Origin of the sequence: Streptomyces diacarni, assembly GCF_003323715.1 — a bacterium.
Lineage (GTDB): Bacteria > Actinomycetota > Actinomycetes > Streptomycetales > Streptomycetaceae > Streptomyces > Streptomyces diacarni.
On the sequence record NZ_QOIN01000043.1, the window covers coordinates 25,273 to 47,978 of the forward strand.

Sequence of the window (22,706 nt, forward strand, 5' to 3'; positions counted from 1 at the left end):
CGTGCTGACCCTCGTCACCTTCCTGCCCCTGCTCGCCTGCGTCGGCCTCGCCCTGGCTCCGCGCTCCGTGCCCGACAGGGTGTGCGCGCGGGTGTGGGCCGGCACCGCCGCGGCCGATCTGGCGCTGGTCGTCGGCCTGTGGGTGGGCTTCGACCCGCACGGCGGCATGCAGTACCAGCAAAACCACCCGTGGATCCCCGCGGCCGGGGTGGGCTATCACGTCGGCGTCGACGGCCTCTCCCTGCCTCTCGTCGCCATGACGTGCCTGCTGTTCTTGGCCACCGCCCTCTACTCGCTGCGTGAGACGCGCCGGGTGCGCTCCTACGTGTGCCTGTTCCTCTTCCTGCAGACGGTGAGCGTCGGGCTGTTCGTCGCCCTCGACCTGATCCTCTTCTTCGTCTTCTTCGACCTGTCCCTCGTCGGGATGTTCTTCGTCATCGCGGGCTGGGGCCACGGCGGGCGCGCCCGCGCGGCGGCCCTCACCTTCTTCCTCTACACGTTCACCGGATCGCTCGCCCTGCTGCTCGGCTTCATCGGGCTCTCCCTCGCCGCCACCCCGCACACCTTCGACCTGCTGGAGCTGGTCCGCGGCAACCCGCTCGCCGGACAGGGCCTGTACGCGGGTCTCGTCCTGCTGGCGCTCGGTGTCGGGCTGGCCGTCAAGACGCCCACGGTGCCCTTCCACACCTGGCTGCCGCCCGCCCACACGGAAGCGCCCGCCGCGGGCTCGGCCATCCTGGCGGGCGTCCTGTTGAAGATGGGCGCCTACGGTTTCGTGCGCATCGCCATGCCCCTGCTGCCGGGCAGCTGGCGCCGGTACGCGCTGGTCTTCGTCATCGTCGGCACCGTCTCCGTCGTCTACGGCGCGCTGGTCGCGCTGGCGCAGACCGACTTCAAACGCATGATCGCCTACACGTCGGTCACGCACATGGGGTACATCCTCCTCGCCGTCGGCGCCGCGGGCGTCCTCGCCGGGACCGACGCACAGGCCCGCTCCCTGGCGGTGACCGGCGCGGTGGTGCAGATGGTCAGCCACGGCCTGCTCACCGGCGCACTGTTCCTGCTCACCGGCGTCCTGCACGACCGCGGCGGCACCTACGCCATGGACGCCTACTCGGGGCTGTCCTCGCACGCCCCGCGGTTCGCCGCCGCCACCGGCGTCGCCGCCTTCGCCGGCCTCGGCATCCCGGGCTTCTCCGGTTTCATCGCCGAGTTCCAGATCCTCACCGGCAGCCTCGCCTCACAGGCGGTCGCGACAACATGCGCGCTCACCGGCCTGCTGATCACCGCCGCGCTGTTCCTGCGCGCGCTCCGCCACATGTTCCTCGGCCCCTCACGCCTGCCCGCCGCCGCCCCCGCCACGGGCTTCCGCGACCTCGTGCCCAGCGAGGCGGCAGCGACCGTACCGCTCCTGGGCGCGGCCCTCGTCATCGGCGTCGCCCCGCGCTTCCTGCTGGACGTCGTCGAACCGGCCAGCCGCACCGTGACCCAACTGGTGGCCAGGTGAACGAGAACCTCGCCGCGCTCCTGCCCGAGACGATCCTGCTCGGCGCCGCGGTGGTGGGCCTGCTCGCCGGAAGCCTGCTGCCCCGCCGCCGCCAGTGGGCCGTGGCCGTGCTCGCGGCGGCCGCCTGCCTGGCGGGCCTGGCGGCCACCGCGTGGACCATGGCCACCGGGCGCGAACAGACCGTCTTCGCCCACACGTTCGCCGTCGACGCCGCCACCGGCCTCGGCCGCCTGGCCGTACTGGGCGGACTGCTGCTGCTCGTGGCGATGGCCACGCGGACGGTGCGCTCGCACGCGCGTGAGAGCGAGTTCTACGTCCTGCTCCTGATGAGCGGCGCCGGGACACTCGTCCTGGCCGGCGCCAACGATCTGCTGCTGCTCTTCGCGGGTTTCCTGCTCGCCGGCGTGCCCGCTTACGCCCTGGCGGCGTTCGCCAAGGACGGGCGGGGCACCGAGGCCGCCCTGAAGTACTACCTCCTCGGAGCCCTGCTCGGCACCCTCATGCTCGCCGGCACGGCCGTGCTGTACGGCGCCGGGGGCAGCACGCTCTACAGTGACCTGCGCACCACCCTCCCCCACGCCTCCCCCGCTCTGGTCGCCGTCGGCTCCCTGGCGGTGCTGGCAGGCGTGCTGTTCAAGGCCGGGGCCGTCCCCGCGCACTTCTGGGTGCCCGACGCCACCGACGGCGCCCTCGCCCCCGTCGCCGCCCACGTCACCACCCTGACGAAGGTCGGCGGGCTCATCGGCGCCTACCGCCTCGCCCACCAGGTCCTGTGGGGCACCGCACTCGACTGGCCCGGGCTCTTCGCCCTCCTCGCCGCCCTCTCCATGTCACTGGGGAACCTGGCCGCGTTCTTCCAGACCTCCGTCCAACGGCTGCTCGCCTACTCGACCATCGGCCAGGTCGGCTACCTCCTTGTCGCCTTCCCCGTCGCCGCGCGGACCGGCCTGGCACAACAGAGCCTGCTCTTCTACCTGCTCGCCTACACGGTGACCAACCTCGGCGCCTTCGCCGCCGTCACCGCACTCCCCCACGCCCGCACGCTGGAGGACTACCGCGGTCTGGCCCGACACCGGCCGGCTCTCGCCGCCGTCCTCGTCGTCTGCCTGCTCGGCCTGGTCGGCACACCACCGACCGGCGTGTTCCTCGGCAAGCTGGAGGTCTTCCAAGCCGCCGTCGAGGGCGGCTACACCTGGCTGGCCGCGCTCGCCGTCGCCAACACCGTCGCCTCGCTCTTCTACTACCTGCGCTGGCTCGCCCCTCTCTTCCGCCCCGCACCCCACGAACAGCCCAGCGCCGCCCACCGGACCGCGGGCCGCGGCCCCGTGGCCACCGCCTGCGCCGCTGCCACCGCCTCCCTCCTCCTCGGCCTGGCCGGCGGGACGCTCCTCCCCCTCACGACGGGACCTCTCCTGCGCTGATCGGCCGCCACGTGCCACGCGTGAGACCGCGCGGCCTGCCTGAGACCGCGCGGCCACGTGCGGTACGTGGAGCCTCGCTGTCGTGGGGAGCGAGGCCCCGTCTCGTCACGCGGAGGCCAGCAGCGCCTCCAGCGCCTTGGACGTCTCGGGGTGGCGGGTCACCAGTGCCAGGCCCGGGCTCTCCGGGCCTGAGGTGTGCCACGTGCCCTCGCAGCCCAGCAGGTCCGCCATCGCGTCACACGTCGCCGGGTGGGCGGCGAGCAGGTGAGCGGGGCGGCCGCCGGCGGCCCCACGGGTGGGACGTACGTCCTCGGCCGCGGGCTGGGCCCGCCAGGGTGGTGTCCACGCGTCCAGCGCGTCGAGACGGCCGGGGAAGGTGCGGCCGGCCTCCCGGATCAGCAGCGGGGCGAGCTCGGCTCCGCCGGCGCGCAGGGTGGTGATCAGAGACGGCAGCCACGGCAGGAGTACCGGGTCGGGCAGTTGTCCGAACGCCTCGGAGACGGCTTCCACGACGAAGTCCGTCAGTTCGGGGACCGGTTCCAACGCGTGCACGAAGCCGCTGAGGTAGCGCGGATAGGCGTCCAGCGTCAGCGGGTTGCCGAGCAGCTCGGCGCACCTGGCCCGCACATCGGCGCGGGTCAGGTGGCCCAGCTGGGTCTGCGCCGCCCACAGCAGTGCGGTCTTCGAGGCGTCCTGCGGGTGCGACTGGGCGAGGGCGAGTTGGAGTTGCGTCCGGTCGCAGCCCAGCGACAGCGCGAGGGATTCCATGCTGAAGAGGAAGCCCAGCATCGCGGCGACCTGCGGCACGGTGGCGTCCTCGTCGGTGAACGCCGTGGGCAGCAGGGTGCAGTAGTGCGCGTAGCCCGCCTTGACGAAGGACTCGATCCACGGCGGGAGCGCCGGCTCGGCGGTGCGGTAGTACGCCAGCAGCCGCCGTACCCGTCGCAGCACCTCGGGAGCGCCGTCGACCGTGCGTTCGCCCGAGAGCACCTCCAGGGCGCGGGCACCGAGTTCGTCGGCGAACCGGCGGCCCGGCAGATGCAGCGTCGCCGCCTCGACGGTCTCCAGCACCACCGCCGCGGTGGCCTGCGGACCGTACGCCCGCCGGCGCAGCCGCTGTTCGAGCACCTGCTCGATGCTGACGCCCTCGTAGCCCAGTTCGATGAGGGCACGCTGGTGGGTGCCCAGCGCGAGGTCCCAGGACTCCTGGATCGGCCGCTCCCCCAGCTTCCGCTCGCCCATGATGGGCCGGGCGGCGCCCTGCGGCAGCAGGTACCGCAGCATCCACAGCACGTCGGAGCACTGTTCGAGCTCCGGCCGGCCCGCGATGTCCAGCAGCGCCCTGCGTACGCCGCGCTGCTGGAGCCCAAGTTCCAGCGGTGCGAGCCGGTCGTGCACGTCGCGGGCCAGCGGGGGCAGCGCGTCGTAACCGACCTGGCCGACGCGGTCGCCACCCATCATGATCTCCACGAGACGGCGCACGTCGCGGCGTCCGGGCACGGTGTCCTTCTCGATGCAGGTGACGGCCGCGTCCTGGAAGTCGTACGGCGTCGGCTTGGCCCTCTCGCGCATCCCGGCCAGCAGGATCGACGTCTCGAACACCGCGATGGCGTCGGCGGTCGAGGCGAGGTAGCCGTTGCGGCGCGCGGCGCGCACGATCTCCACCGACCAGCCGAGCAGCTCGGCCTCGTCAAGCCGGTCCAGGGCGGGCTCTTGGCGCAGGAAACCGGTCAGCTTGTCCGGCGGCGGCACGGCGGGGTCGCCCCCCGTCGCCCGGTCCGGCGGGGCCGCCGAGGCGGCGGCCGCCTTCTTGGCCTTCGGCTTCCTCGTACCCGCCTGGCCGGCCAGCCGGTACGGCTTCACACGGGTGCGCCTCAGGTTCTTCGCCCAGACGGTCGAGGCGATCGACACCGACCCCGCGGCGAGGCCGAACTGCGCCTCGATCGCCGCGTGGCTGGACGGGATCAGACCGTGCTGCCACCTGGTGGCGCTCACGGGGCTGATCTCGAAGGTGTCGCTGCCGTGGACGCCGAACTCCGCGACGCGACTGGCCGCGTGGAAGGCACCGCAGACGTAGAGGCAGTCGGCCGGGTCGGTGCCGCTCGCCGCCAGGTGTTCCCGCATGCGCGTCCACATGTAGCGCTCGCGGTCCTCGTCGACCCGCACCCGGTGCGCGTCGCCGGGGGCCAGCCGCCGGAAGAGGCTGCCGATGAGGAACATGACCTGGCGGTAGGTGTCGTGGTCGCTGTCCCCCAGCGGCAGCTCGACGTACTGGTGCCACCACTCCGACCAGTGCCGCACCCTGCCGTGGCGCAGCAGGTGCTCTTCCAGGTCGGCGAAGCGGGGTCGCAGGTCGCCGATCTCCACACCGACCGCGTCACCGTGGAGCGCCGCCTCCTCCTCGGGGGGCGGGGCGTCCGGGTCCGCTTGGGCGGCGGGTTCGGCCGACGTCTCGCCGCGCGCGTCCCACTGGAAGACGTGGTCCGAGGAGCGGTCGACGAGGACCAGGTCCACCCCGGGGGTGTCCAGCGCGTAGGCGAGGGCCTGGTACTCGGCCGAGGCCTCGGTGACCGGCGCGACCACGGACAGCGGCGACCACTGCGAGGGGAAGCCGTCGGCCTCGCTGGCGAACGCCTGGAGGGCCACCGGGAGCTTGCAGTTGCGCAGCTCGGGCAGGAGCGGTGCCATGTCCTCGCACAGCTCCAGGTAGACGACCTTGGGCTGCTTGTCCCGCAGGCGGCGCGCCATCGCCAGCGCCGAGGCGGGCGAGTGGTGGCAGACGGGGAAGATCTCCAGCGGCTCGCGCACCGCGCGTTCCACGTCGTCGACGAGGCCGAGAAGGATGCTCTCCAGCCCGTCCTGGCCTTCGGCGAACGCCTCGGCGGCCTCGTGCAGCTGGGTGCGCAGCGCGGTGAAGGTCCGCTCGTCGGGGGCGCTCACGACAGGGTGGCGATCGCGTCGCGGCCGCCCTCGAGGAACTCGTTCCAGGAGCCGCCCTCCTCCTTGCCGCGCGGCTCGACGACGCCGTGCAGGTACTTGTTGAGGATCGCCAGGTCCTCGGGCGCGCGCCGGGCGAGGGACCCCACGAGCGAGGAGGCCAGCGTGTGCGCGGTCAAGGCCCGCTCGCCGAAGAAGTTGCTGTGCAGGATCGCGTCCTCGAGCACCCCGATCTGTTCCGCCGTGGACAGCGCCGACTCCAGCTTCTCGTCGTCGCTGCCGGCCGCGGCCGCCGAGGCGCGCAGGTCGGCGAAGCTGCGCAGCAGCACATCGAGCAGCGTCGGGGGCACGTCCAGCTCGATCCGGTGGCGGCGCAGCAGCTCCTCGGTACGGAAGCGGACGATCTCCGCCTCGCTCTTCTTGTTCGTCACGACCGGTATCCGCACGAAGTTGAAGCGGCGTTTGAGCGCCGAGGACAGGTCGTTGACGCCGCGGTCGCGGCTGTTGGCGGTGGCGATGACGGAGAAGCCGGGCTTGGCGAAGACGATGCTGTCGCTCTCCAGCTCGGGCACCGAGATGTACTTCTCCGACAGAATGGAGATCAGCGCGTCCTGGACGTCGCTGGTGGAGCGGGTGAGCTCCTCGAAGCGGCCGATCGCCCCGCCCTCCATCGCCGTCATGATCGGTGAGGGGATCATCGACTCCCGCGACTGGCCCTTGGCGATGACCATCGACACGTTCCAGGAGTATTTGATGTGGTCCTCGGTGGTGCCTGCCGTGCCCTGCACGACGAGCGTGGAGTTGCGGGAGATCGCGGCGGACAGCAGCTCGGCCAGCCAGCTCTTGCCCGTGCCGGGGTCACCGATGAGCAGCAGCCCGCGGTCGGAGGCGAGGGTGACGATGGAGCGTTCGACGAAGCTGCGGTCGCCGAACCACTTCTGCGAGACCTCCCGCTCCAGGCCGTCGGAGGGCTCCGAGCCCAGGACGAACAGGCGGACCATCTTCGGCGACAGCCGCCACGAGAAGGGCTTGGGGCTGTCGTCGACGGACTCCAGCCAGTCGAGCTCTTCGGCGTACTTGATCTCGGCGGGGGCGCGCAACAGGTCGGACATACCGGGGCCTTTCATGGTGGAGGACACCTCGTTTCAGAGGCGTGTGAAGAAGAGAGGGTGTGCGTTCCAGCACGTTCCAGCCGCCTACGTGGCCAGGCGGCTACGTGGCTACGTGGCTACGTGAGGAATGTCTTGAGCTCGTGGACGAGCTTGCGTATGTGCCCGGAGATGACCGGGGTGCCCAGGCTCTTGAACCGCTCACGGAACCACGGGTTCACGCTGCCGCGCCCGGAGCTGTTGACCGAGCCGACCGGGATGAACTTCGCACCCGAACGGTGCAGGGCCGTCATGCTCTCGAACAGCGGCTCGCTCCACGACTCGTAGAAGTCGGAGATCCACACGACGGCGGAGTTGCGCGGCTCGGCGACCTTCGGCTGTGCCAGCGCCATGGCGGCGGTGCCGTCGGTGCCGCCGCCCAGCTGGGTACGCAGCAGCGTCTCGAAGGGGTCGTGCACCCACGGTGTGAGGTCGAGCGCCTGCGTGTCGTACGCGATCAGGTGGACGTCCACCTTCGGCAGCCCGGCGAAGATCGACGCCAGGATGGTGCAGTTCACCATGGAGTCGACCATCGAGCCCGACTGGTCCACGACGACGATCAGCCGCTGGGGCGTCGTCTTGCGCGCGGTGTGCCGGTAGTAGAGGCGGTCGACGTACAGCCGCTCCTCCTCCGGGCTCCAGTTGGTGAGGTTCTTCCAGATCGTGCGGTCGAGGTCGAGGTTGCGGAAGACGCGCTTCGGCGGCACGGACCGGTCCAGCGCGCCCGCCGAGGCCTTCTCGACCTGGGTGCGCAGCACCTCGGCGACCTCGTCGACGAAGCGGCGGATCAGCGCCTTGGCGTTGGCCAGCGCCACGCCCGAGAGGTTGTCCTTGTCCCGCAGGAGTTGTTCGATCAACGACATGCTGGGGGTCAGCTGCCGGGCGAGCCCCGGGTCGGCCAGCACCTCGCGCAGGTGCATCCGCTTGACGAGGTCGCCCTCGATGGCGCCCAGTTGGGGGCCGATCACGGGGATCAGACGGCTGAGATCGGGCGTCGTGCCACCGCCCGTGCCGGTGCCGGTGGGGCTGACTCCACCGGCGCCCGTGCCATCGGCTCCGTGCCCGGCTCCCCCACCCGCGAGCTGCCCGGCTCCGCCGCCCGCGGCGGGCGCGTTTCCGGCGCCCGCCCGTCCGCCGCGCAGCTCACCGGGTCGGCAGCCGAGCGCGCGTTCGAGCCAGCCCGCGTCGGACTGCCAGCGTGCCAACTGCTCGGCGGTGACGGTGCCGGAGCCGGAGGTGAAGACGTTGAGCAGCACCTTCGAGGTGAGCGCCGCCCGCCGTACCTCGGCTGCCCGGTCGCGCGACCCGTCCTCCTCCGGCTCGGGCACCATCAGCTTGTCGAACTCGGCGGCCAACTCCGGGTGGCGCTGCACGATCGAGTCCACGGAGGCCTGCGGGTCCAGCAGCCCGGTGGGCAGGCCGATGTCCTCGACGACGGCGAGACTCGCCGACTCCAGCGCGGCCTGTTCCTCGTGGTCGAAGAGGCGTGCCAGGAGCCGCCAGTACAGCACCTGGCGACGGTTCTCCTGAGGCTCACCCGGCTCACGGGGCTCATCCGTGGCTGCCGCGTGCCCGTACGGCGTCGGCCGCCCGCTCGTGTGTTCGCTCATTTCCGCAGCAACCTCCCGGCACGCTCCCGCAGCACGGCCACGGCGGCGGTGGCGGCCTTCTCCGCCTTGACGCCGGCCTTGTCCGTCGTGCCACCGGCCCACCCCCCGGCGTGGAGGGCGACGGCCTTCTTCCGCACGGTCTTCTCGACGGCCAGCGGCTGGAGGGTGAACGCTCCGGCGTCCCAGCGGAGCAACCCGATGCAGGCGCTCGACGCCGCGACGGCCTCGGGCGTGAGCGGCCCGGCGGCCGGAACGCGGTCGGTGTCGACGGCGAGCACGTGCCCCGCGACACCGAACGTCAGTCCTTCACCGTCCTTCTCCACCGCGTAGCCCTCCAGGAAGACGGGCACGGCGATCCCCGTCGGATGGCGGTCCAGCGGTGCCGACGCCGCGTCGACGGCGGTGGGCAGGACGACCCGCGCCGTGGCGAAGGCGTCGGCCGCGTCGCCCACCCCGGCGTGCTCGTCGCTCCAGAGCAGGTCGCCCTCCGCGGTGACCGGCATGTCGGTCAGCTGCATGGCCCGGCCCTCGCCGAGTGCCGTCAGCAGCGCCATGTGCGGGCGGAGCAGCTGCCACAGACCGGCTCCGACCACCGTGTCGGGCTTCGGCGCCGACACCGCGGCACGCACCAGCCGCGGCGGTGCTCCGTCGCCGGGCTCCAGCACCGCGTGCACCTGCGCCTGAACGGCCGTCGCGTGCTCCTGCACGTCCACGCCGAGGGGCAGCAGACGGCCGTCGACCGTGCCGGCGCTCGGTGCCTCGATCGCTCCCGGCACCGTCAGCAGCATCGCGCGGGACCACAGGTCGGCCCAGCGGCGCACCGGAACCCGCTCCAGGGACGCTCCGGGGCAGGAGGCGGCGAGCTCGGCCGAGAACCCGTCCAGGAGCATCGCGAGGCGGCGCAGCGCGGGATCGGGCAGCATCGCGGAGACGACCTGCGCCGCCGAGGAGACCACCTCGTGGTCGATGCCCTGCCAGCCGCAGCGCGCCAGGTCGGACAGCCAGGTGCGGGCGGCGGCGAGCAGGTTGGCTCCCTGCTGCCCGCTGCGCTGCGGGAAGGTCTCTTCGGCGAGGGATCGGCCTGTCGCCTCCTGGACGCGCGCTCTGAGAGCGTCGTGGACGGAGCCCAGCAGCGCGGCGCGCGCGGCGGCAAGGGCGACCAGGTGTTCCTCGCCCGCGCTCCCCGCGGCTGCCTTCTCCGCCGCTTCGCCGGCCCTGGCGGCCAGGGGCGTACCCGCGACGGCGTCGGCCAGCCGCGTCAGTCCTGCCGCCTGCGACGGCCGGGGGCGCAGGAGCCCGACGACGAGCACTTCGTCGAACGCGTCGACGGCGGCCAGCGCCTCGTCGAGACCCTCGACGGGCTCGGTGAGCGGATCGGCACGCATCAGGCCACCGCCCGGGTTGGCGGGAACCACTGCATCTCCGGCAGCGGTTCGGTGCTCGGAGCCAGTTCGAGGTAGGCGAGGTGGCGCAGGAACCGGCTGAAGACGGAGGCGGCCGCCGTGGTCTCTCCCTGGAGCGGGCGGGCGGCGCTCATGCCGACGGTGATCGAGTGCGCACTCGGCTCCTCGTCCGCGGCCTCGACCCTCAGGTAGCGGGCGACGCGCTCGGCACCGTACTGGAGCACGGCCTCACTGATGAGCGCGTTGATGTGGTTGCAGAACGAGCCGCGGGCGCCACCGCACGGGCGGTTGTTGTTGGTGCTGCAGGCGAACGCGTAGCTGCCGGCCGCGACCGACGAGACGTAGACGCGCCCGATGTCCGAGCCGCTGGAGACCACGCCCTGCATCCGCCCGTCGGCCAGCTCGACGAACGGGACCTTGGCCAGCTTGCGCGGCCGTGCGGGCGGTATCACCCGCGCCGCGCTCGCCCTCTCCCAGTCTGTCAACGCATGCTCTCCTTCGCGCCAGTTGGGCATCCTCGCCACTGCGGCGGGGATAGGAAGAACATATCCGCGACCACTGACAACGCCGGGAACCGCACCTGGGATCGCGCCGAGGGCCACCCCCGGCGTCCGTGTGCCACCTCCACGACGAGCGGCCTTCATGACAAGGCTGCGGACCCCGACGCCCTCTTGGCAGGTGCGCGGACGCCCGGCACTGTGAACGGCGCACCCAAGCCCCCCACTTCGGAGTGAACGCATGCGGAAGACGCACCCCTCACAGGCGGCCGGGGAAGCCCCCGCCGCGCGGCCCGCCCGGCCCGCGAGATGGCGCACGAAGGCCCCGGCCGTGGTGGCCGGGGCCTTCGCTCTGGTCGTCGCCCTGCCGGGCACGGCACTGGCCGATCCGCCGCAGGCGCTGCCCGCGAACGCCGGCGAGATGGAGAAGAGGTTCCAGCCCGCGTACGACTACGACAAGGACGGCTGTTACGCCACGCCCGCCATCGGTCCTGACGGCACGCTCGCACCGGGGCTGAAGATCGGCGGCGACGTGAACGGCAACTGCCGCGACGCGACCGACCTGGCGAACACGAACACCTACTCCCGCAGCAAGTGCGACAACGGCTGGTGCGCCCTCGTCTACGCCTCCTACTTCGAGAAGGACCAGGCGGCACTGGGCGGCGGCAGCGCGGGCCACCGGCACGACTGGGAGCACGTCGTGGTCTGGGTCCACGACGACCAGGTGGAGTACGTCTCGACCTCGAACCACGGAGGGTTCACCGTCCACACCAAGGACGCGCTGCCCTTCGAGGGCACGCATCCGGAAGTCGTCTACCACAAGGACGGCGTGAGCACGCACTGCTTCCGCGCCGCCAAGAGCGACGGCGGTGACGAGCCGCCCGAGAACCACGAGGGCGCCTGGCAGTACCCCGCGCTCGTCGGCTGGGACGGCTACGCCGCAGGGCTGCGCGACAAGTTGACCGGGGCCGACTTCGGCAGCGCCACACTGGGCATCAGGGACGACACGTTCGCCGACCACCTCGCCGGCGCGAAACCCGACGGCATCCCCTTCGATCCCCGGGCCTGAGGCCGCCGGCCCCTCGCCGGGATCCGGCGGTGTACGCACGGCCGACCGTGACCGGCTCCGTGGCCGCTGCCGTGGTGGCCGCGGAGCCGGTCGCGGTGGGAACGAGTCCCCGACCGGGCGCCGCACCCGCCCGGTCGGGGGCCCGGTCAGCCGTTGTCCGCGCCGTTGCCCGCCAGCACGGGCACGTCGGACACCAGGTGGGAGAGCGGCTCGTCGCCCTTCTCCTGGGACGAGTTGTCCGCGCACTGCTGATTCTGCGGGTTCGAGAGGACGTTGACGTCCTGGACGGCCACGTTGGCGATGATGCCGACGATCGACCCCGCGTTGACGTCGGCGGGCAGGCCCACGCACAGCTTGTTCAACGCCCCCTGCACGAGGTCGAACTGGGGGCTCCCGTTCCCGTGGGTGGCGGCGTTCCCGTAGCTCTGCTCCGAACCGTTGCCGTTGACCGTGGTGGTCCCCCGGTCGTCTCCGATGGCCATGGCCTGGGGTGCCGCGGCGGCCGACACGCCCACCAGTGACGCCGTGGCCGTGACCATCGCCCACATCCTCTTCATCGCGTACTCCCTCTCATCCACTCGCGTTGATCACCGTCGATCACCATGGCGAACACCCGTGGAGGGCGAGCGGTTATCCGGCTTCACTCGAACGGAAGCACGTCACAGGGGCGTTGGCTCGGCCGCCGACAGCGCACCCTCTCCGCACGCCACCGCATACATGCGGACGAGAGGGGCACTTGGGACTCCTACGAGCTGGGAGGACGCCATGACCCTCATGCACGAGTCGACCGGCCGGGCGGATTCCACACGGGAGCCCACGGGGCATGGCGGCGTCGCCTGGGCCGCGCACGGCGAGGAGGAGCCGCCGGAGTCGGCCCGTGAACGCGTCAACCGAAGATGGATCGAGACCCTGCAGGAGACCCGCGTCGCCCAGACCGGGGTGCAGATCCTGTTCGGCTTCCTGCTCAGCGTCGCGTTCACGCCGCTCTTCCGCGATCTCGACGCCTTCGACCGCGTCGTCTACACCGTCACGGTGGTGCTCGGTGCCTCGGCCACGGCCGCTCTGATCGCGCCCGTCTCCATCCACCGCTTCCTGTCCGGGCAGCGCATGAAGGACGACCTGGTCAACACCGCGAGCCGGCTCATGGTGTGCGGCATGGTGCTGCTCGCCCTCACCATCAGCGGGACACTGCTGTTGATACTCCGCGTGGTGGTGCCGGGGCTGCTGGCCGAGGTCCTGGTCGGCTCCGTCATGCTCTGGTTCGCGGTGTGCTGGTATGGGCTGCCGCTGTGGCTGCGCCGCCGCTCCGGGCGCCGCCGAGGACCGCCCGGGACAGGGCCCGGCCGGCCCGCGACGTCCGGCCGCCCAAGGAGCTGACGTACCGTGCCGCAGGCTAGCCCCTGAGCGGGTTCACGGCGTGACGACGACCTTTCCGTGGACGTGGCCCGCCTGGCTCAGCTCGAAGGCGTCGACCAGCCGGGTGAGCGGGAAGGTCTCCGCCACCCGGACCGTCAGCTTGCCCGCGTCGGCGAGGTCGGCCAGTGCGCCCAGGTCGTTCCCGTCGGGACGCACCCACATCCACTGACCGCCCGCCCGTGTCACCGTGTCGTCCGCGATGGAGGCGTGCCGGCCCCCCTCTGCCAGGACGGCCGAGGTGGTGTCGAGGACTCCGCCGACGAAGTCCGCGACGACCTCGACGCCGTTCGGGGCCATTTCACGCACCCGTTCGGCCAGCCCCTCGCCGTAGGAGACGGGTTCGGCGCCCAGCTCGCGCAGCCGGTCGTGGTTGGCCGGGGAGGCGGTGCCGATGACGCGGGCGCCGAGCGAGCGGCCGATCTGCACGCCGAGCGACCCCACGCCGCCCGCCGCGTTGTGGATCAGCACCGTCTCGCCCTCGCGCGTACCCAGGCGGGTGAGCGTCTGGTACGCCGTCAGGCCGGCCAGGGGCAGCCCGGCGGCCTGCTCCCAGGAGAAGGCGGAAGGCCGCCGCGCCAGGCACCGTACGGGCACGGTGACGAACTCGGCGAACGTCCCTCCGTGCACGTAGTCCTTGCGGGCGTAGGCGATCACCTCGTCCCCGCGGGAGAACTCGGGCACGTCGATCCCGGTCGTCTCGACGACTCCCGCGACGTCCCAGCCCGGGACGACGGGAAAGACCGTGTCCATGAGGTCCTTCAGCCCGCCCGCCATGATCTTCCAGTCGACGGGGTTGACCGCCGCGCCGCGCACCCGGACGAGAACCTCGCCGGGGCCCACCTTGGGCCGCGGCTGCCGCGTCGCCGACAGCACCTCCGTACCGCCGAACCTGTCGTACGTCATCGCCTGCATCGTCTCGCCGTCGAAGTCGCCGTGAGGCATGCGGTCGCACCCTTCCGTCGGTGATCTGTCCAGATTCCGAAGAGTACGGGTATGCCCCTGCCGCCGTCCGACACCGTGACCGTGCTCACGGGATGTCCGCCACAGCGGCGGTACGCCGGCTCGACGGCCGCGCTCAGGCGCCCGTGCGGGATGGGGGCGACGCGCTCTCGCTGTCACTTCCCCTGTGCGGCGGGCACAGCGAGAGCGAGCTGTTCGTGAGGCGGCTCGGGGCCGAGCGGGCGCCACAGCAGATCGGGGTCAGGAAAGACACCGCTGTGCGGCCGCAGGGCGATCAGGTCGTCGCGGCCGAGGAGGCGGTGACGGAAGAGGGTATGGCCTCCGTCGTCCTGTGCCAGGGTCTCGGGATGCCAGCCGTGGGCGCGCAGGGACGCCAGCACGGCAGCCGCGTAGCCGGGCGCACGCGCGGCGGGAAACCACAGCAGACGCTGCCCGGCCAGCTCGGGCCAGGTCAGCCGCGACCTGCTCGCGAGCGGGTGTCCGCTGTGCATGACGGCGCCCAGCGGCTCGTCACTGAGGACGCGCAGCGACAGCCCCGTGGTGTCCGCGGGGGTGCGCAGAAGACCGCACGCCAGTGTGCCCGCACGCAGGGCCGCGGTCTGCCGCTCGGAGTCGATCTGCCGGCAGACCACCCGCGCCCCGCGGGCTCGGGTAACGAGCTCTTCCGCGCGGCTGAGGACGGGCTGCGGCACCCCTCTGCACACGCCCAGGGTCACCGTGGGCCGCGCGCCACGCGCGGCGGCGACCGAGGCGCGCAGCTCCGCGAGGCACTTGTTGACCCCTTGTAGCAGCAGCTCTCCCCCCTCGGTCAGCTCCATCCCCGTGGAGCCGCGCTCGAACAGTGGCGTCCCCACGCGCCGCTCCAGCAGCCGTATCTGCTGGCTGAGGCTCGGCTGCGCGATGTGCAGTCGCTCGGCTGCGGCGGTGACGGTGCCGGACTCGGCCACGGCGGCGAAGTACCGCAGGTGGCGCAGTTCCACGCCGGACAGCGGGTCCGTGTCCTCCACCCTCTGAGCAGCCCCCATAGGTGTCAGCCTATAGCGGCGGGGGAAACGGGTCTTGGCGCGGGCACCGGCTCGGGGGCTTGGCTGGAGCCATGTTCGTCATCGTGCTGCGGTACCGCGCGCCAATGGAGACCATCGACGCGCTCAGGGACGCCCATTACGCCCATCCCGACGGGGTGTTCGCCCAGGGGCTGGCACAGCTCGCCGGCCCATTGGAGCCCCGTACGGGAGGGGTGGTGATCGCGGACGGCGAGCGCGCCGCGGTCGAAGCGGCCGTCGCCTCCGATCCGTTCGTCACCAGCGGTGCCGCCACCGCCGAGATCCTGCGGTTCCGGCCGACCTGGCCCGCGGAGCGGGTGCCGTGGCTTCACACGCGGGATGCCGACCCGCAACGATGAGCGCGGCCGTCCCCGGAGTGACCCTGCCGCCGGGAAACGCCCCGGCGACAGGGCGCGACACGGCTCGGTGAAGCGCGCCCGGCGGCTCATGTACGACTTCAGGCCTGGGCGCCCTTCGCGCGGAACCCTACGCCGCGCGGCCGCGCGGACGGGCCGCCGTTGCCGGAACGAGTGACCGCGGGCCACCCGCCGGCAGCCCACTCCGTCCGCGGCGATGCGGGCCGTCGGGCACCGGCGGACCGGTGGCCGAACCCTTGACACCTCCGCACGGCCCCTCCATAGTGCTCCCCTCACAGCGCAACACCGTTGCGCTGAGCGCACCAAGCTGGGTAGTACGGCACGACAGGAGGTGGGCGTATGGCCGGGGCGACCGACCGTTCGCCGCGGGCGGCGAAGCGTTCCGACACGGTCGAGGGGACGCCGGGCTCACAAGCCGCGGACTCCGCCAAGCGGACCACCGCTCACCGGGAGCGCGCCGCGGGCACCTTGCAATCCGCGGATCGCGCCCTGGTGGCGCTGCTGTCCTTCACCGAACAGCGGCCGGAGTGGGGCGTCAGCGAGATCGCCCGGCACCACGGCTGGGACAAGGCCGTGGCCCAGCGGCTGCTGACCACGCTCACCGCCCGCGGCTTCCTGATGTGCGACAGCGCCACCCGCCGCTACCGGCTCGGTCCCGCCGTCTCACGCCTGGCCCGGGTCGGCGAACACAGCGGGGTCCTGCCGTCGCTGGTCAGACCTGTGCTGGCCAGGCTGCTGCGCGAGACCGGGGAGAGCGTGGTGCTCAACGTGCCCAACGGAGGCGGCTACCGGTGCGCCGCCGCCGTGGACGGTACCGGGCCGATCCGCTACACCGCCCTGGTCGGCGCCCTGATGCCCGGGCACGCCGGAGCGTCAGGGCACGCTCTCTTCGCCTACTACCCCGAGGCCGAGATCCGGCAGATCTTCGGGGCCACCGCGCTCCAGCGGTTCACCGACACCACGCTCACCACGGTCGACGCCCTGCTGGAGAGGTACGCGGTGCTCCGCGACCAGGGCTGGGGCATCAGCCACGGCGAGTACGACGTAGCGGTCACGGCCGTCTCGGCCCCTGTCTTCCAGGCGGGGACCATCGCGGCGTCCCTCACCGTCATCGGCCCTAGCCACCGGGTCCGTCACGCGGCCGACGGCATCGTTGAAGCGCTGCTCGCCGGAGCAGCCGAGGCGACCGACGCCTTCGGCGACTGACCGCCCCCTCCGGTCGGCCACTGTCTTCGGCGGCTGAGCCCCTCTCCTCGGATTTCATCCGACCGTCGCCTTCGGAGGCTGACCGCCCCCGGCCGGTCCGGCTCGCCGCCGCCCACCCGTTGCCCGCCGCTCCTGGCGCCCCCGTACGTCCGACTCCTCCTCCATCACAGCCGTCCTCCGCCGCAGCCCTCCCCTCCCCTCTCCTCCCCCGGTAACGGCTCCTTCCCGTCACAGCCCGCCGGGCGGCGCGCCGCGCGCCGCGACCGGCTCCGCCCTGCCCTGCCCTCGCGAGGTCCGCCATGCCTTCTTCCGTCTCCCCGGACACGGACACCACCGCCCCGCCGCCCGGCGGGGCGCCCCCCTCTCATCCGAGAGCGACCGAACCGTTCCTGCTCCTCGTGCTGGTCGTGTTGTCGGCGGTCGGTGCCGTCATCGGGATCGACCTCGTCGCCAAGCTCGGCATCTCCGCGAACACGGCGGTCGTCGGCGCCCTCATCGCCATGCTGATCGGGCGTATCCCGCTGACGGTGCTGCGCCGGATGCGTTCCGTGCACCGGCAGAACCTGGCCCAGAGCGCCATCTCGGCCGCCACGTTCGCCGCCGCTAACGCGTTGCTGACGTCGGTGGCCGTGCCGTACGTGTTCGGGCGCAAGGACCTGGTCTGGCCGATGCTGGCGGGCTCGTTCGTCGGGCTGCTCATCGACGCCTGGGTGCTCTACCGCTCCTTCGGCTCCCGGCTGCTGCCCGCCGAGGGCCCCTGGCCTCCGGGGGTCGCCGCCGCCGAGACCATCGAGGCGGGTGACAAGGGAGGCAAGCGCGCCGCCGTGCTCGCGGGCGGCACGGTCGTCGGGCTGGTCGGCACTCTCTTCCAGCTGCCGCTCTCGGCTGCCGGCGTCGCCTTCCTCGGCAACATCTGGGCGTTGCTGATGTTCGGCGTCGGGCTGGGGCTGCGCGAGTTCGGGCCGCAGCTGTTCGGCACCGACCTGGGAGCGGGTTACGTACCACACGGGGTGATGGTCGGCGCCGGACTCGTCGCGCTGGGCCAGGCGGTGGCTGTCCTGACGCGGCGCAGGAACAAGCGCGCGAGCGCCCCGTCGTCCGGCACGGCGGCCGTCACTCGGCCGTCCGTATCCGGCCAGGCCCCGGGGCCCGCCTCGCCCGTGGTGGACGAGGCGGCGCTGCGGCGCGCCCTGCTGCGCGGGTACGGGCTGTTCACGGCGGGCGCGGTGCTGCTCGCGCTGGCCGGTGGGCTCCTGGGCGAGATGAGCGTGCCCGGGCTGGTCGGCTGGGTGCTGTTCGCGGCGCTGGCCGCGCTGGTGCACGAGCTGATCGTGGGGCTGGCCGCGATGCAGTCGGGCTGGTTCCCGTCCTTCGCCGTCACCCTGATCTTCCTCATTCTGGGGCTGGTCATCGGCATTCCCTCCGTGCCGCTGGCCCTGCTGGTCGGCTACGTCTCGGCCACCGGGCCCGCCTTCGCCGACATGGGGTACGACCTGAAGGCGGGGTGGCTGCTGCGCCGTGACCACCGCCCCTGGGACCCGTGGGAGCGGGCGGGCAGGCGCGAGCAGTTCCGTGCCGCGCTGGTCGGTTTCGCCGTGGCCCTGGCCGTGGTGGCCGTGCTGTGGCAGTCGTACTTCCGCCAGGGGCTGATCCCGCCCGTCGCGAAGGTCTACGCCGACACCGTCCGGCAGGGCCTCAGCGACGGCGACGCGCTGCGCACCATGCTGCTGTGGGCGATTCCCGGAGCGCTGATCCAACTGCTGGGCGGTACGCGACGGCAGATGGGCGTCATGCTGGCGACGGGTCTGCTCATCCTCACCCCGCACGCCTGTGTGCTGGTCCTGGCCGGACTGGCGGTGCGCGTGGTCTACCGGCGGCTGCGCGGTGACCAGGCCGACTCGGAGCTCAACCTCGTCGGCGCCGGGCTCATCGCCGGCAGTTCCCTCGGGGACTCGGCGCAGATCATCAAGGCCGGGTGACTCCTGACGTGACGTCCTCCCCCACACCGCGGTGCGCCCCGCGCGCCCGGCCGCCCCCTCCACCGTGGACAAGCCGCGCACCGCGGCCCGCCGCACGACGCACGCAGTACGAGGAGAACCCCATGGAAATGCACAGCCGTCTCGAACCCCGCGCCGAGTACCTCGGCTTCGAACTCGCCCTCGCCGCCCGCAAGCTGGTCGAGCAGGTCATGCTGGTCAAGCCGGGCGAGCACGTGGTGCTGACCGGCGACACCAGCAGCGACCGGCGGGTCGTCGACGCCACAGCCCACGCGGTCGCCGCCGCCGGGGCGCACCCCGTCATCGTCTGGTACGAGACGCTGCCGGGCTCGTCCATGGAGCCGCCGCGGCCGGTCGCCGGAGCCATCGCGGACGCGGACGTGTGGATCGAGTTCGCCCTCTCCTACCTCATGCACTCCGACGCCTTCCGCGCCGCCATGAAGAACGGCTGCCGCTACACCAATCTGACCGCCATGGACGTGCAGATGCTCGTCGCCACCGTGGGCCGCCCGGACTTCGACGGCGTGATACGGCTCGGCAAGGCGCTGGTGAAGCTGCTGGAGGAAGCCGACGAGGTGCGCATCACCTCCGCGAACGGCACCGACATCACAGGACGCAACGGGACGCGGCCGATCAACCTGCGCGGCAAGCCCGCCGAGAAGCCGGGCGAAACCGTCATGCTCTCCGGGCAGATCTCCTGGAACCCCCTGGAGGAGACGCAGAACGGCACACTCGTCTTCGACGGCGCGCTGTGGCCGCCGGACGAGCTGGGGCTGCTGCGCTCCCCGGTCCGCTGCACCGTCGAGAACGGCGTCGTCACGGCCATCGAGGGCGGACAGGACGCCGAGACGTTCCGCCGCTGGATGGAGTCGTGGGACGACCCGAACATGTTCCGCGTCGCGCACTGGTCGCTGGGCTTCAACCCCGGGGTGCCGGCGCCCACCGGCCGTATCGTCGAGGACGAGCGGGTCTTCGGCTGCGTGGAGCTGGGCATCGGCACCAAGGGCGCCTGGATCGGCGGCGAGCCGTGGGTCGCGGCCGCGCACACCGACGGCAGCGTGCTGGGCCCCTCCCTCTACCTGGACGGCGAAGCCATCGAGAAGGACGGCCGCTACGTGCACCCGGAGCTGGTCCGTATCTGCGCCGAGCTCGGCGTCGCGGGGTACTGACCACCGCGAACCCGCCCTCGTTCCGCACGGGGAGGGGCGCTGTCCCCTCCCCGTGCGTCCCACCTCCCCAGGAGTCGCCCGATGAACTCTCCTGCAGGCCCGCGCGCCCACGCGCCGGTCACCTACCGCCACGACGGCCTCGTGTGCACCGACCACACCCTCGACGTCCCCCTGGACCACACCGACCCCGGCGGCCCGACGCTGGCGCTCTTCGCCCGCGAGGTCACCGCGGCCGGCCGCGAACACGACGACCTGCCGCGGCTGCTGTGGCTCCAGGGCGGGCCCGGCGGACGCGCCGAGCGCCCCAACGCCGCCGGGGCATGGCTGCGGCGCGCGCTCCAGGACTACCGGGTCGTGCTCATGGACCAGCGGGGTACAGGACGCAGCACCCCCGCGGACCGGCGCACCCTCGCCGCCTTCCCCGACGCCGAGGCGACCGCGGCCTACCTGGCACACTTCCGCGCGGACTCCCTCGTCCGCGACGCCGAAGCGCTGCGCGCCCACCTCCACGGCAGCGCCGACCCGCTGGACGCGCCGCCCTGGACAGTGCTCGGGCAGAGCTTCGGCGGCTTCTGCGCCCTGAGCTACCTCAGCCTCGCTCCCGAAGGCCTGGCCCAGGTGTTCGTCACCGGGGGCCTGCCCACCCTCACCGGACACGCCGACGACGTCTACCGCGCCGCCTACGCCCGCACGCTGGCGCACAACGAGCGGTACTTCGCCCGCTATCCGGGCGACCAGGCGCCGGCCGACGCCGTCGCCGCGCACCTGGAGCGCAACGACGTCCCGCTGCCCTCGGGCGAACGGCTGAGCGTGCGCCGCTTCCAGACGCTGGGCATCACCTTCGGCACCGCCGCGAAGTTCGACAGCCTGCACTACCTGCTGGAGACCGCGTTCGTACCTGGCCCGCGGGGGCCCGAGCTGTCGGATGCCTTCCTGCGCGGCGCTGACGCGGTGCTCTCCTTCGCCGAACGGCCCCTCTACGCGCTGCTGCACGAGCCGATCTACGGCCAGGGCGGCAGGCCCACGGCATGGTCGGCGCACCGGATCCGGGAGGAGTTCCCCGCCTTCGACGCCACGGGCATCGCGGACGGCGGCGCGGGGCCGCTCCGCTTCACCGGCGAGATGATCTACCCCTGGCAGTTCGAGGAGGACCCCGCGCTCGTACCGTTGCGCGAGACCGCCGAGGTGCTGGCCCAGCGCACCGACTGGCCGGCCCTGTACGACCTGGACCGGCTGGCGGCCAACGAGGTGCCCGTCGCGGCCGCCGTCTACTACGACGACATGTTCGTCGACCGGGAGCAGGCGCTGGAGACGGCGTCGCGGGTGCGCGGGCTGCGGCCGTGGATCACCAACACGCACGCCCACGACGGCGTCCGCACCGACCCCGCCGTCCTGGACCGCCTGATGGCCATGGCCCGCGGCGCGCTCTGAGCGGCGCGCTCCGGGCACGGGCAGGTGCGGTGCACGCCCGTGCCCGGAGGAGGTCCGGCCGGCCGGCCGACAGCGGGACGGGTCACCCGAAGGGCGTCAGGGTGAGTGTCATCTCCTGCACGCCGCCGTCCTCGATGTAGGAGGCGAAGCCGCCCACGTCGTCGAAGGCGAAACCGTAGGCCTTGCCGTCCTCGGTGGCGGCGTGCATGGCCTTGGCGTAGTGGTGGGTGAGGTCACCCTGGTAGAAGGCGGCCGGGTCGCTGGTGGGCTGTTCGGCCGTCGACAGCAGGGTGGTCCGGTTGAAGGCGGCGCCCAGGATGGCGGCAACCGGTCCCGTGGTGCCGTCGTTGGGCGCTGCCAGGGCGCCGTCGCAGAAGAGGACGTCCTTGGTGGTCGGCTTGGAGAACGAGACGGAGGCCGGCCCCGTGAAGGACAGCGTGTCGCCCGCCACGCGGCCGGTGAAGTCGCCCGCGTTGGTGGTGACCTTGAGGTCCTTGCCCTGGTAGGCGGACCAGACCTCGTCGATGTAGGACGCGAAGTAGTCCTCGGCGAACAGGCCGGCGCCGAGGCCGTGTCCTGGCGCGATGACGCGCTTGTCGTCGATGACGAGCCGGGAGAACGCCTCGACGCCCTTGACCTGGTCGAAGATGCCGGCCCGCGCGCCGGGCTTGAGCGTGCCGGTCGTCTGATCCGAGGCACCCTTGAGCCCGATGGCCAGCGGAACGCTGAACATGTCCACCATGGTGGTGTTGCAGTACATGGCGCCGCCCTTGTAGGTGAACTCGGCGCAGTCGTGCACGATCGGGTAGTTCGGGTCGGACTCGACCCAGGCCGCGGGGTAGGCCAGGGAGGCGCCCTGATCGGTGCCGACGGCCTTGAACTTCAGCTTCTCGCCGCAGGAGACGTAGATCCGGCCGGACATCTCGGGCAGCTGCACGGTCGTCTCGTTGCCGGACAGCGAGATGGCGTAGTCGGTGTAGCCGTCAGGACCGTTGTCGGAGAGCTGCACCTGCCGCAGCTCGCCCTCGGGGGTGACGTAGCACTGGTTGGTGCCGTCGTTGCCCACGATGTAGAGGTAGATCGACGCGTTGTCGTAGGCACCGCTGTTGTTGACGATTTTCAGCGGCAGGGCCGCCTTCGGCTGCGAGGGGCTGCCGGCGCTCGCCTGCTGGGCTATGAGCGCTCCTGCGGGGACGGCGAGTGCGGTCGCTGCGGCGCTGCGCAGCAGTACGCGTCGGCTGAAGGGGGACACGGGATCGAACCTCCGGTGTTCGCGACGGTCACCCGGCCGGCGGGCGGTAACCCGTCGGACCTGGTGTGGGTGCGGGTTGCCTGCCGGGCCGGGCCGCGCCGGCGGGTGCCGTCCACGTCGCGGCCAGGCAGGTCGGCGTGACGTCGCGCGCTCGCGGACCGCGGGTTCGCGGACCGTGCCGCCGCTCCCGGGCGCCCCGGAGCCGGTGCCCCGTCGGTGGGCACACGTGTGGCCGTCGTCATGACATGCGCTCCTCTTCGGTG

General features: G+C 72.3%; 18 protein-coding genes. 9 read left to right on the forward strand and 9 right to left on the reverse strand.

Annotated features, from left to right (window positions below; all coding sequences use genetic code 11):
* The first annotated feature begins 1 nt into the window (after window position 1).
* Together DTL70_RS14225 and DTL70_RS14230 are read left to right on the forward strand one after the other, a co-directional pair.
* The gene (locus DTL70_RS14225) at window positions 2–1,507 is read left to right on the forward strand and encodes a complex I subunit 4 family protein (protein WP_114022291.1); all 1,506 of its coding nucleotides are present in this window, start codon (window positions 2–4) and stop codon (window positions 1,505–1,507) included.
* The gene (locus DTL70_RS14230; protein WP_114022292.1) at window positions 1,504–2,928 is read left to right on the forward strand and encodes an NADH-quinone oxidoreductase subunit N; all 1,425 of its coding nucleotides are present in this window, start codon (window positions 1,504–1,506) and stop codon (window positions 2,926–2,928) included. The genes DTL70_RS14225 and DTL70_RS14230 overlap by 4 nt, the downstream gene beginning before the upstream one ends.
* Before the next feature lie 105 nt (window positions 2,929–3,033).
* Here the strand turns inward: DTL70_RS14230 and DTL70_RS14235 are convergent, their stop codons facing one another.
* The 5 genes from DTL70_RS14235 to DTL70_RS14255 all read right to left on the reverse strand — a co-directional run bounded on the left by DTL70_RS14235 (window position 3,034) and on the right by DTL70_RS14255 (window position 10,541).
* A complete protein-coding gene (locus DTL70_RS14235; protein ID WP_114022293.1) occupies window positions 3,034–5,868 on the reverse strand; it encodes a DUF5682 family protein in 2,835 nt (944 codons plus the stop codon).
* Window positions 5,865–6,977: an ATP-binding protein gene (locus DTL70_RS14240; RefSeq protein WP_114022294.1), complete on the reverse strand. Its 1,113-nt coding sequence runs from the start codon at window positions 6,975–6,977 to the stop codon at window positions 5,865–5,867. The genes DTL70_RS14235 and DTL70_RS14240 overlap by 4 nt, the downstream gene beginning before the upstream one ends.
* Before the next feature lie 116 nt (window positions 6,978–7,093).
* A complete protein-coding gene (locus tag DTL70_RS14245; protein WP_114022295.1) occupies window positions 7,094–8,623 on the reverse strand; it encodes a VWA domain-containing protein in 1,530 nt (509 codons plus the stop codon).
* A complete protein-coding gene (locus tag DTL70_RS14250; protein WP_114022296.1) occupies window positions 8,620–10,038 on the reverse strand; it encodes a hypothetical protein in 1,419 nt (472 codons plus the stop codon). The genes DTL70_RS14245 and DTL70_RS14250 overlap by 4 nt, the downstream gene beginning before the upstream one ends.
* Window positions 10,008–10,541, reverse strand: coding sequence for a hypothetical protein (locus DTL70_RS14255; RefSeq protein ID WP_114022297.1), 534 nt, complete (start codon window positions 10,539–10,541; stop codon window positions 10,008–10,010). The genes DTL70_RS14250 and DTL70_RS14255 overlap by 31 nt, the downstream gene beginning before the upstream one ends.
* A 223-nt stretch (window positions 10,542–10,764) precedes the next feature.
* On the opposite strand from DTL70_RS14255, the gene DTL70_RS14260 reads away from it, so the two are divergent.
* On the forward strand, window positions 10,765–11,592 hold the full coding sequence (locus tag DTL70_RS14260; protein WP_114022298.1) for an NPP1 family protein: 828 nt from the start codon (window positions 10,765–10,767) through the stop codon (window positions 11,590–11,592).
* A gap of 146 nt (window positions 11,593–11,738) precedes the next feature.
* Here the strand turns inward: DTL70_RS14260 and DTL70_RS14265 are convergent, their stop codons facing one another.
* Complete coding sequence (locus tag DTL70_RS14265; RefSeq protein ID WP_114022299.1) at window positions 11,739–12,149, reverse strand: rodlin; 411 nt, start codon at window positions 12,147–12,149, stop codon at window positions 11,739–11,741.
* A 208-nt stretch (window positions 12,150–12,357) separates the two neighbouring features.
* Between DTL70_RS14265 and DTL70_RS14270 the strand changes: the two genes are divergently transcribed.
* Window positions 12,358–12,969 (forward strand): DUF6328 family protein, encoded by a 612-nt coding sequence (locus tag DTL70_RS14270; protein WP_245979366.1) that lies wholly within the window; start codon window positions 12,358–12,360, stop codon window positions 12,967–12,969.
* Window positions 12,970–13,002: 33 nt separating this feature from the next.
* Here DTL70_RS14270 and DTL70_RS14275 read toward each other — a convergent pair whose 3' ends face one another.
* Window positions 13,003–13,920 carry an NADP-dependent oxidoreductase gene (locus DTL70_RS14275; protein WP_181860941.1) on the reverse strand — a complete coding sequence of 306 codons (918 nt, stop codon included), beginning with the start codon at window positions 13,918–13,920 and terminating at the stop codon, window positions 13,003–13,005.
* 203 nt (window positions 13,921–14,123) lie between these two features.
* Entirely contained in the window at window positions 14,124–14,993 is an 870-nt protein-coding gene (locus DTL70_RS14280) for a LysR family transcriptional regulator (RefSeq protein WP_114022301.1), read from the reverse strand.
* Between the two features lie 71 nt (window positions 14,994–15,064).
* Between DTL70_RS14280 and DTL70_RS14285 the strand changes: the two genes are divergently transcribed.
* The 5 genes from DTL70_RS14285 to DTL70_RS14305 all read left to right on the forward strand — a co-directional run bounded on the left by DTL70_RS14285 (window position 15,065) and on the right by DTL70_RS14305 (window position 21,191).
* Window positions 15,065–15,370, forward strand: a complete 306-nt coding sequence (locus DTL70_RS14285) for a YciI family protein (RefSeq protein ID WP_114022302.1) — start codon at window positions 15,065–15,067, stop codon at window positions 15,368–15,370.
* 357 nt (window positions 15,371–15,727) lie between these two features.
* Window positions 15,728–16,594 (forward strand): IclR family transcriptional regulator, encoded by an 867-nt coding sequence (locus DTL70_RS14290; RefSeq protein ID WP_114022303.1) that lies wholly within the window; start codon window positions 15,728–15,730, stop codon window positions 16,592–16,594.
* A gap of 299 nt (window positions 16,595–16,893) precedes the next feature.
* On the forward strand, window positions 16,894–18,573 hold the full coding sequence (locus DTL70_RS14295) for an OPT/YSL family transporter (RefSeq protein ID WP_114022304.1): 1,680 nt from the start codon (window positions 16,894–16,896) through the stop codon (window positions 18,571–18,573).
* Window positions 18,574–18,695: 122 nt separating this feature from the next.
* Complete coding sequence (locus tag DTL70_RS14300) at window positions 18,696–19,760, forward strand: 2,5-dihydroxypyridine 5,6-dioxygenase NicX family protein (RefSeq protein ID WP_114022305.1); 1,065 nt, start codon at window positions 18,696–18,698, stop codon at window positions 19,758–19,760.
* 81 nt (window positions 19,761–19,841) lie between these two features.
* Entirely contained in the window at window positions 19,842–21,191 is a 1,350-nt protein-coding gene (locus DTL70_RS14305; protein WP_114022306.1) for an alpha/beta fold hydrolase, read from the forward strand.
* An 82-nt stretch (window positions 21,192–21,273) separates the two neighbouring features.
* Here DTL70_RS14305 and DTL70_RS14310 read toward each other — a convergent pair whose 3' ends face one another.
* On the reverse strand, window positions 21,274–22,443 hold the full coding sequence (locus tag DTL70_RS14310; RefSeq protein ID WP_114022307.1) for a beta-1,3-glucanase family protein: 1,170 nt from the start codon (window positions 22,441–22,443) through the stop codon (window positions 21,274–21,276).
* Window positions 22,444–22,706: the final 263 nt, after the last annotated feature.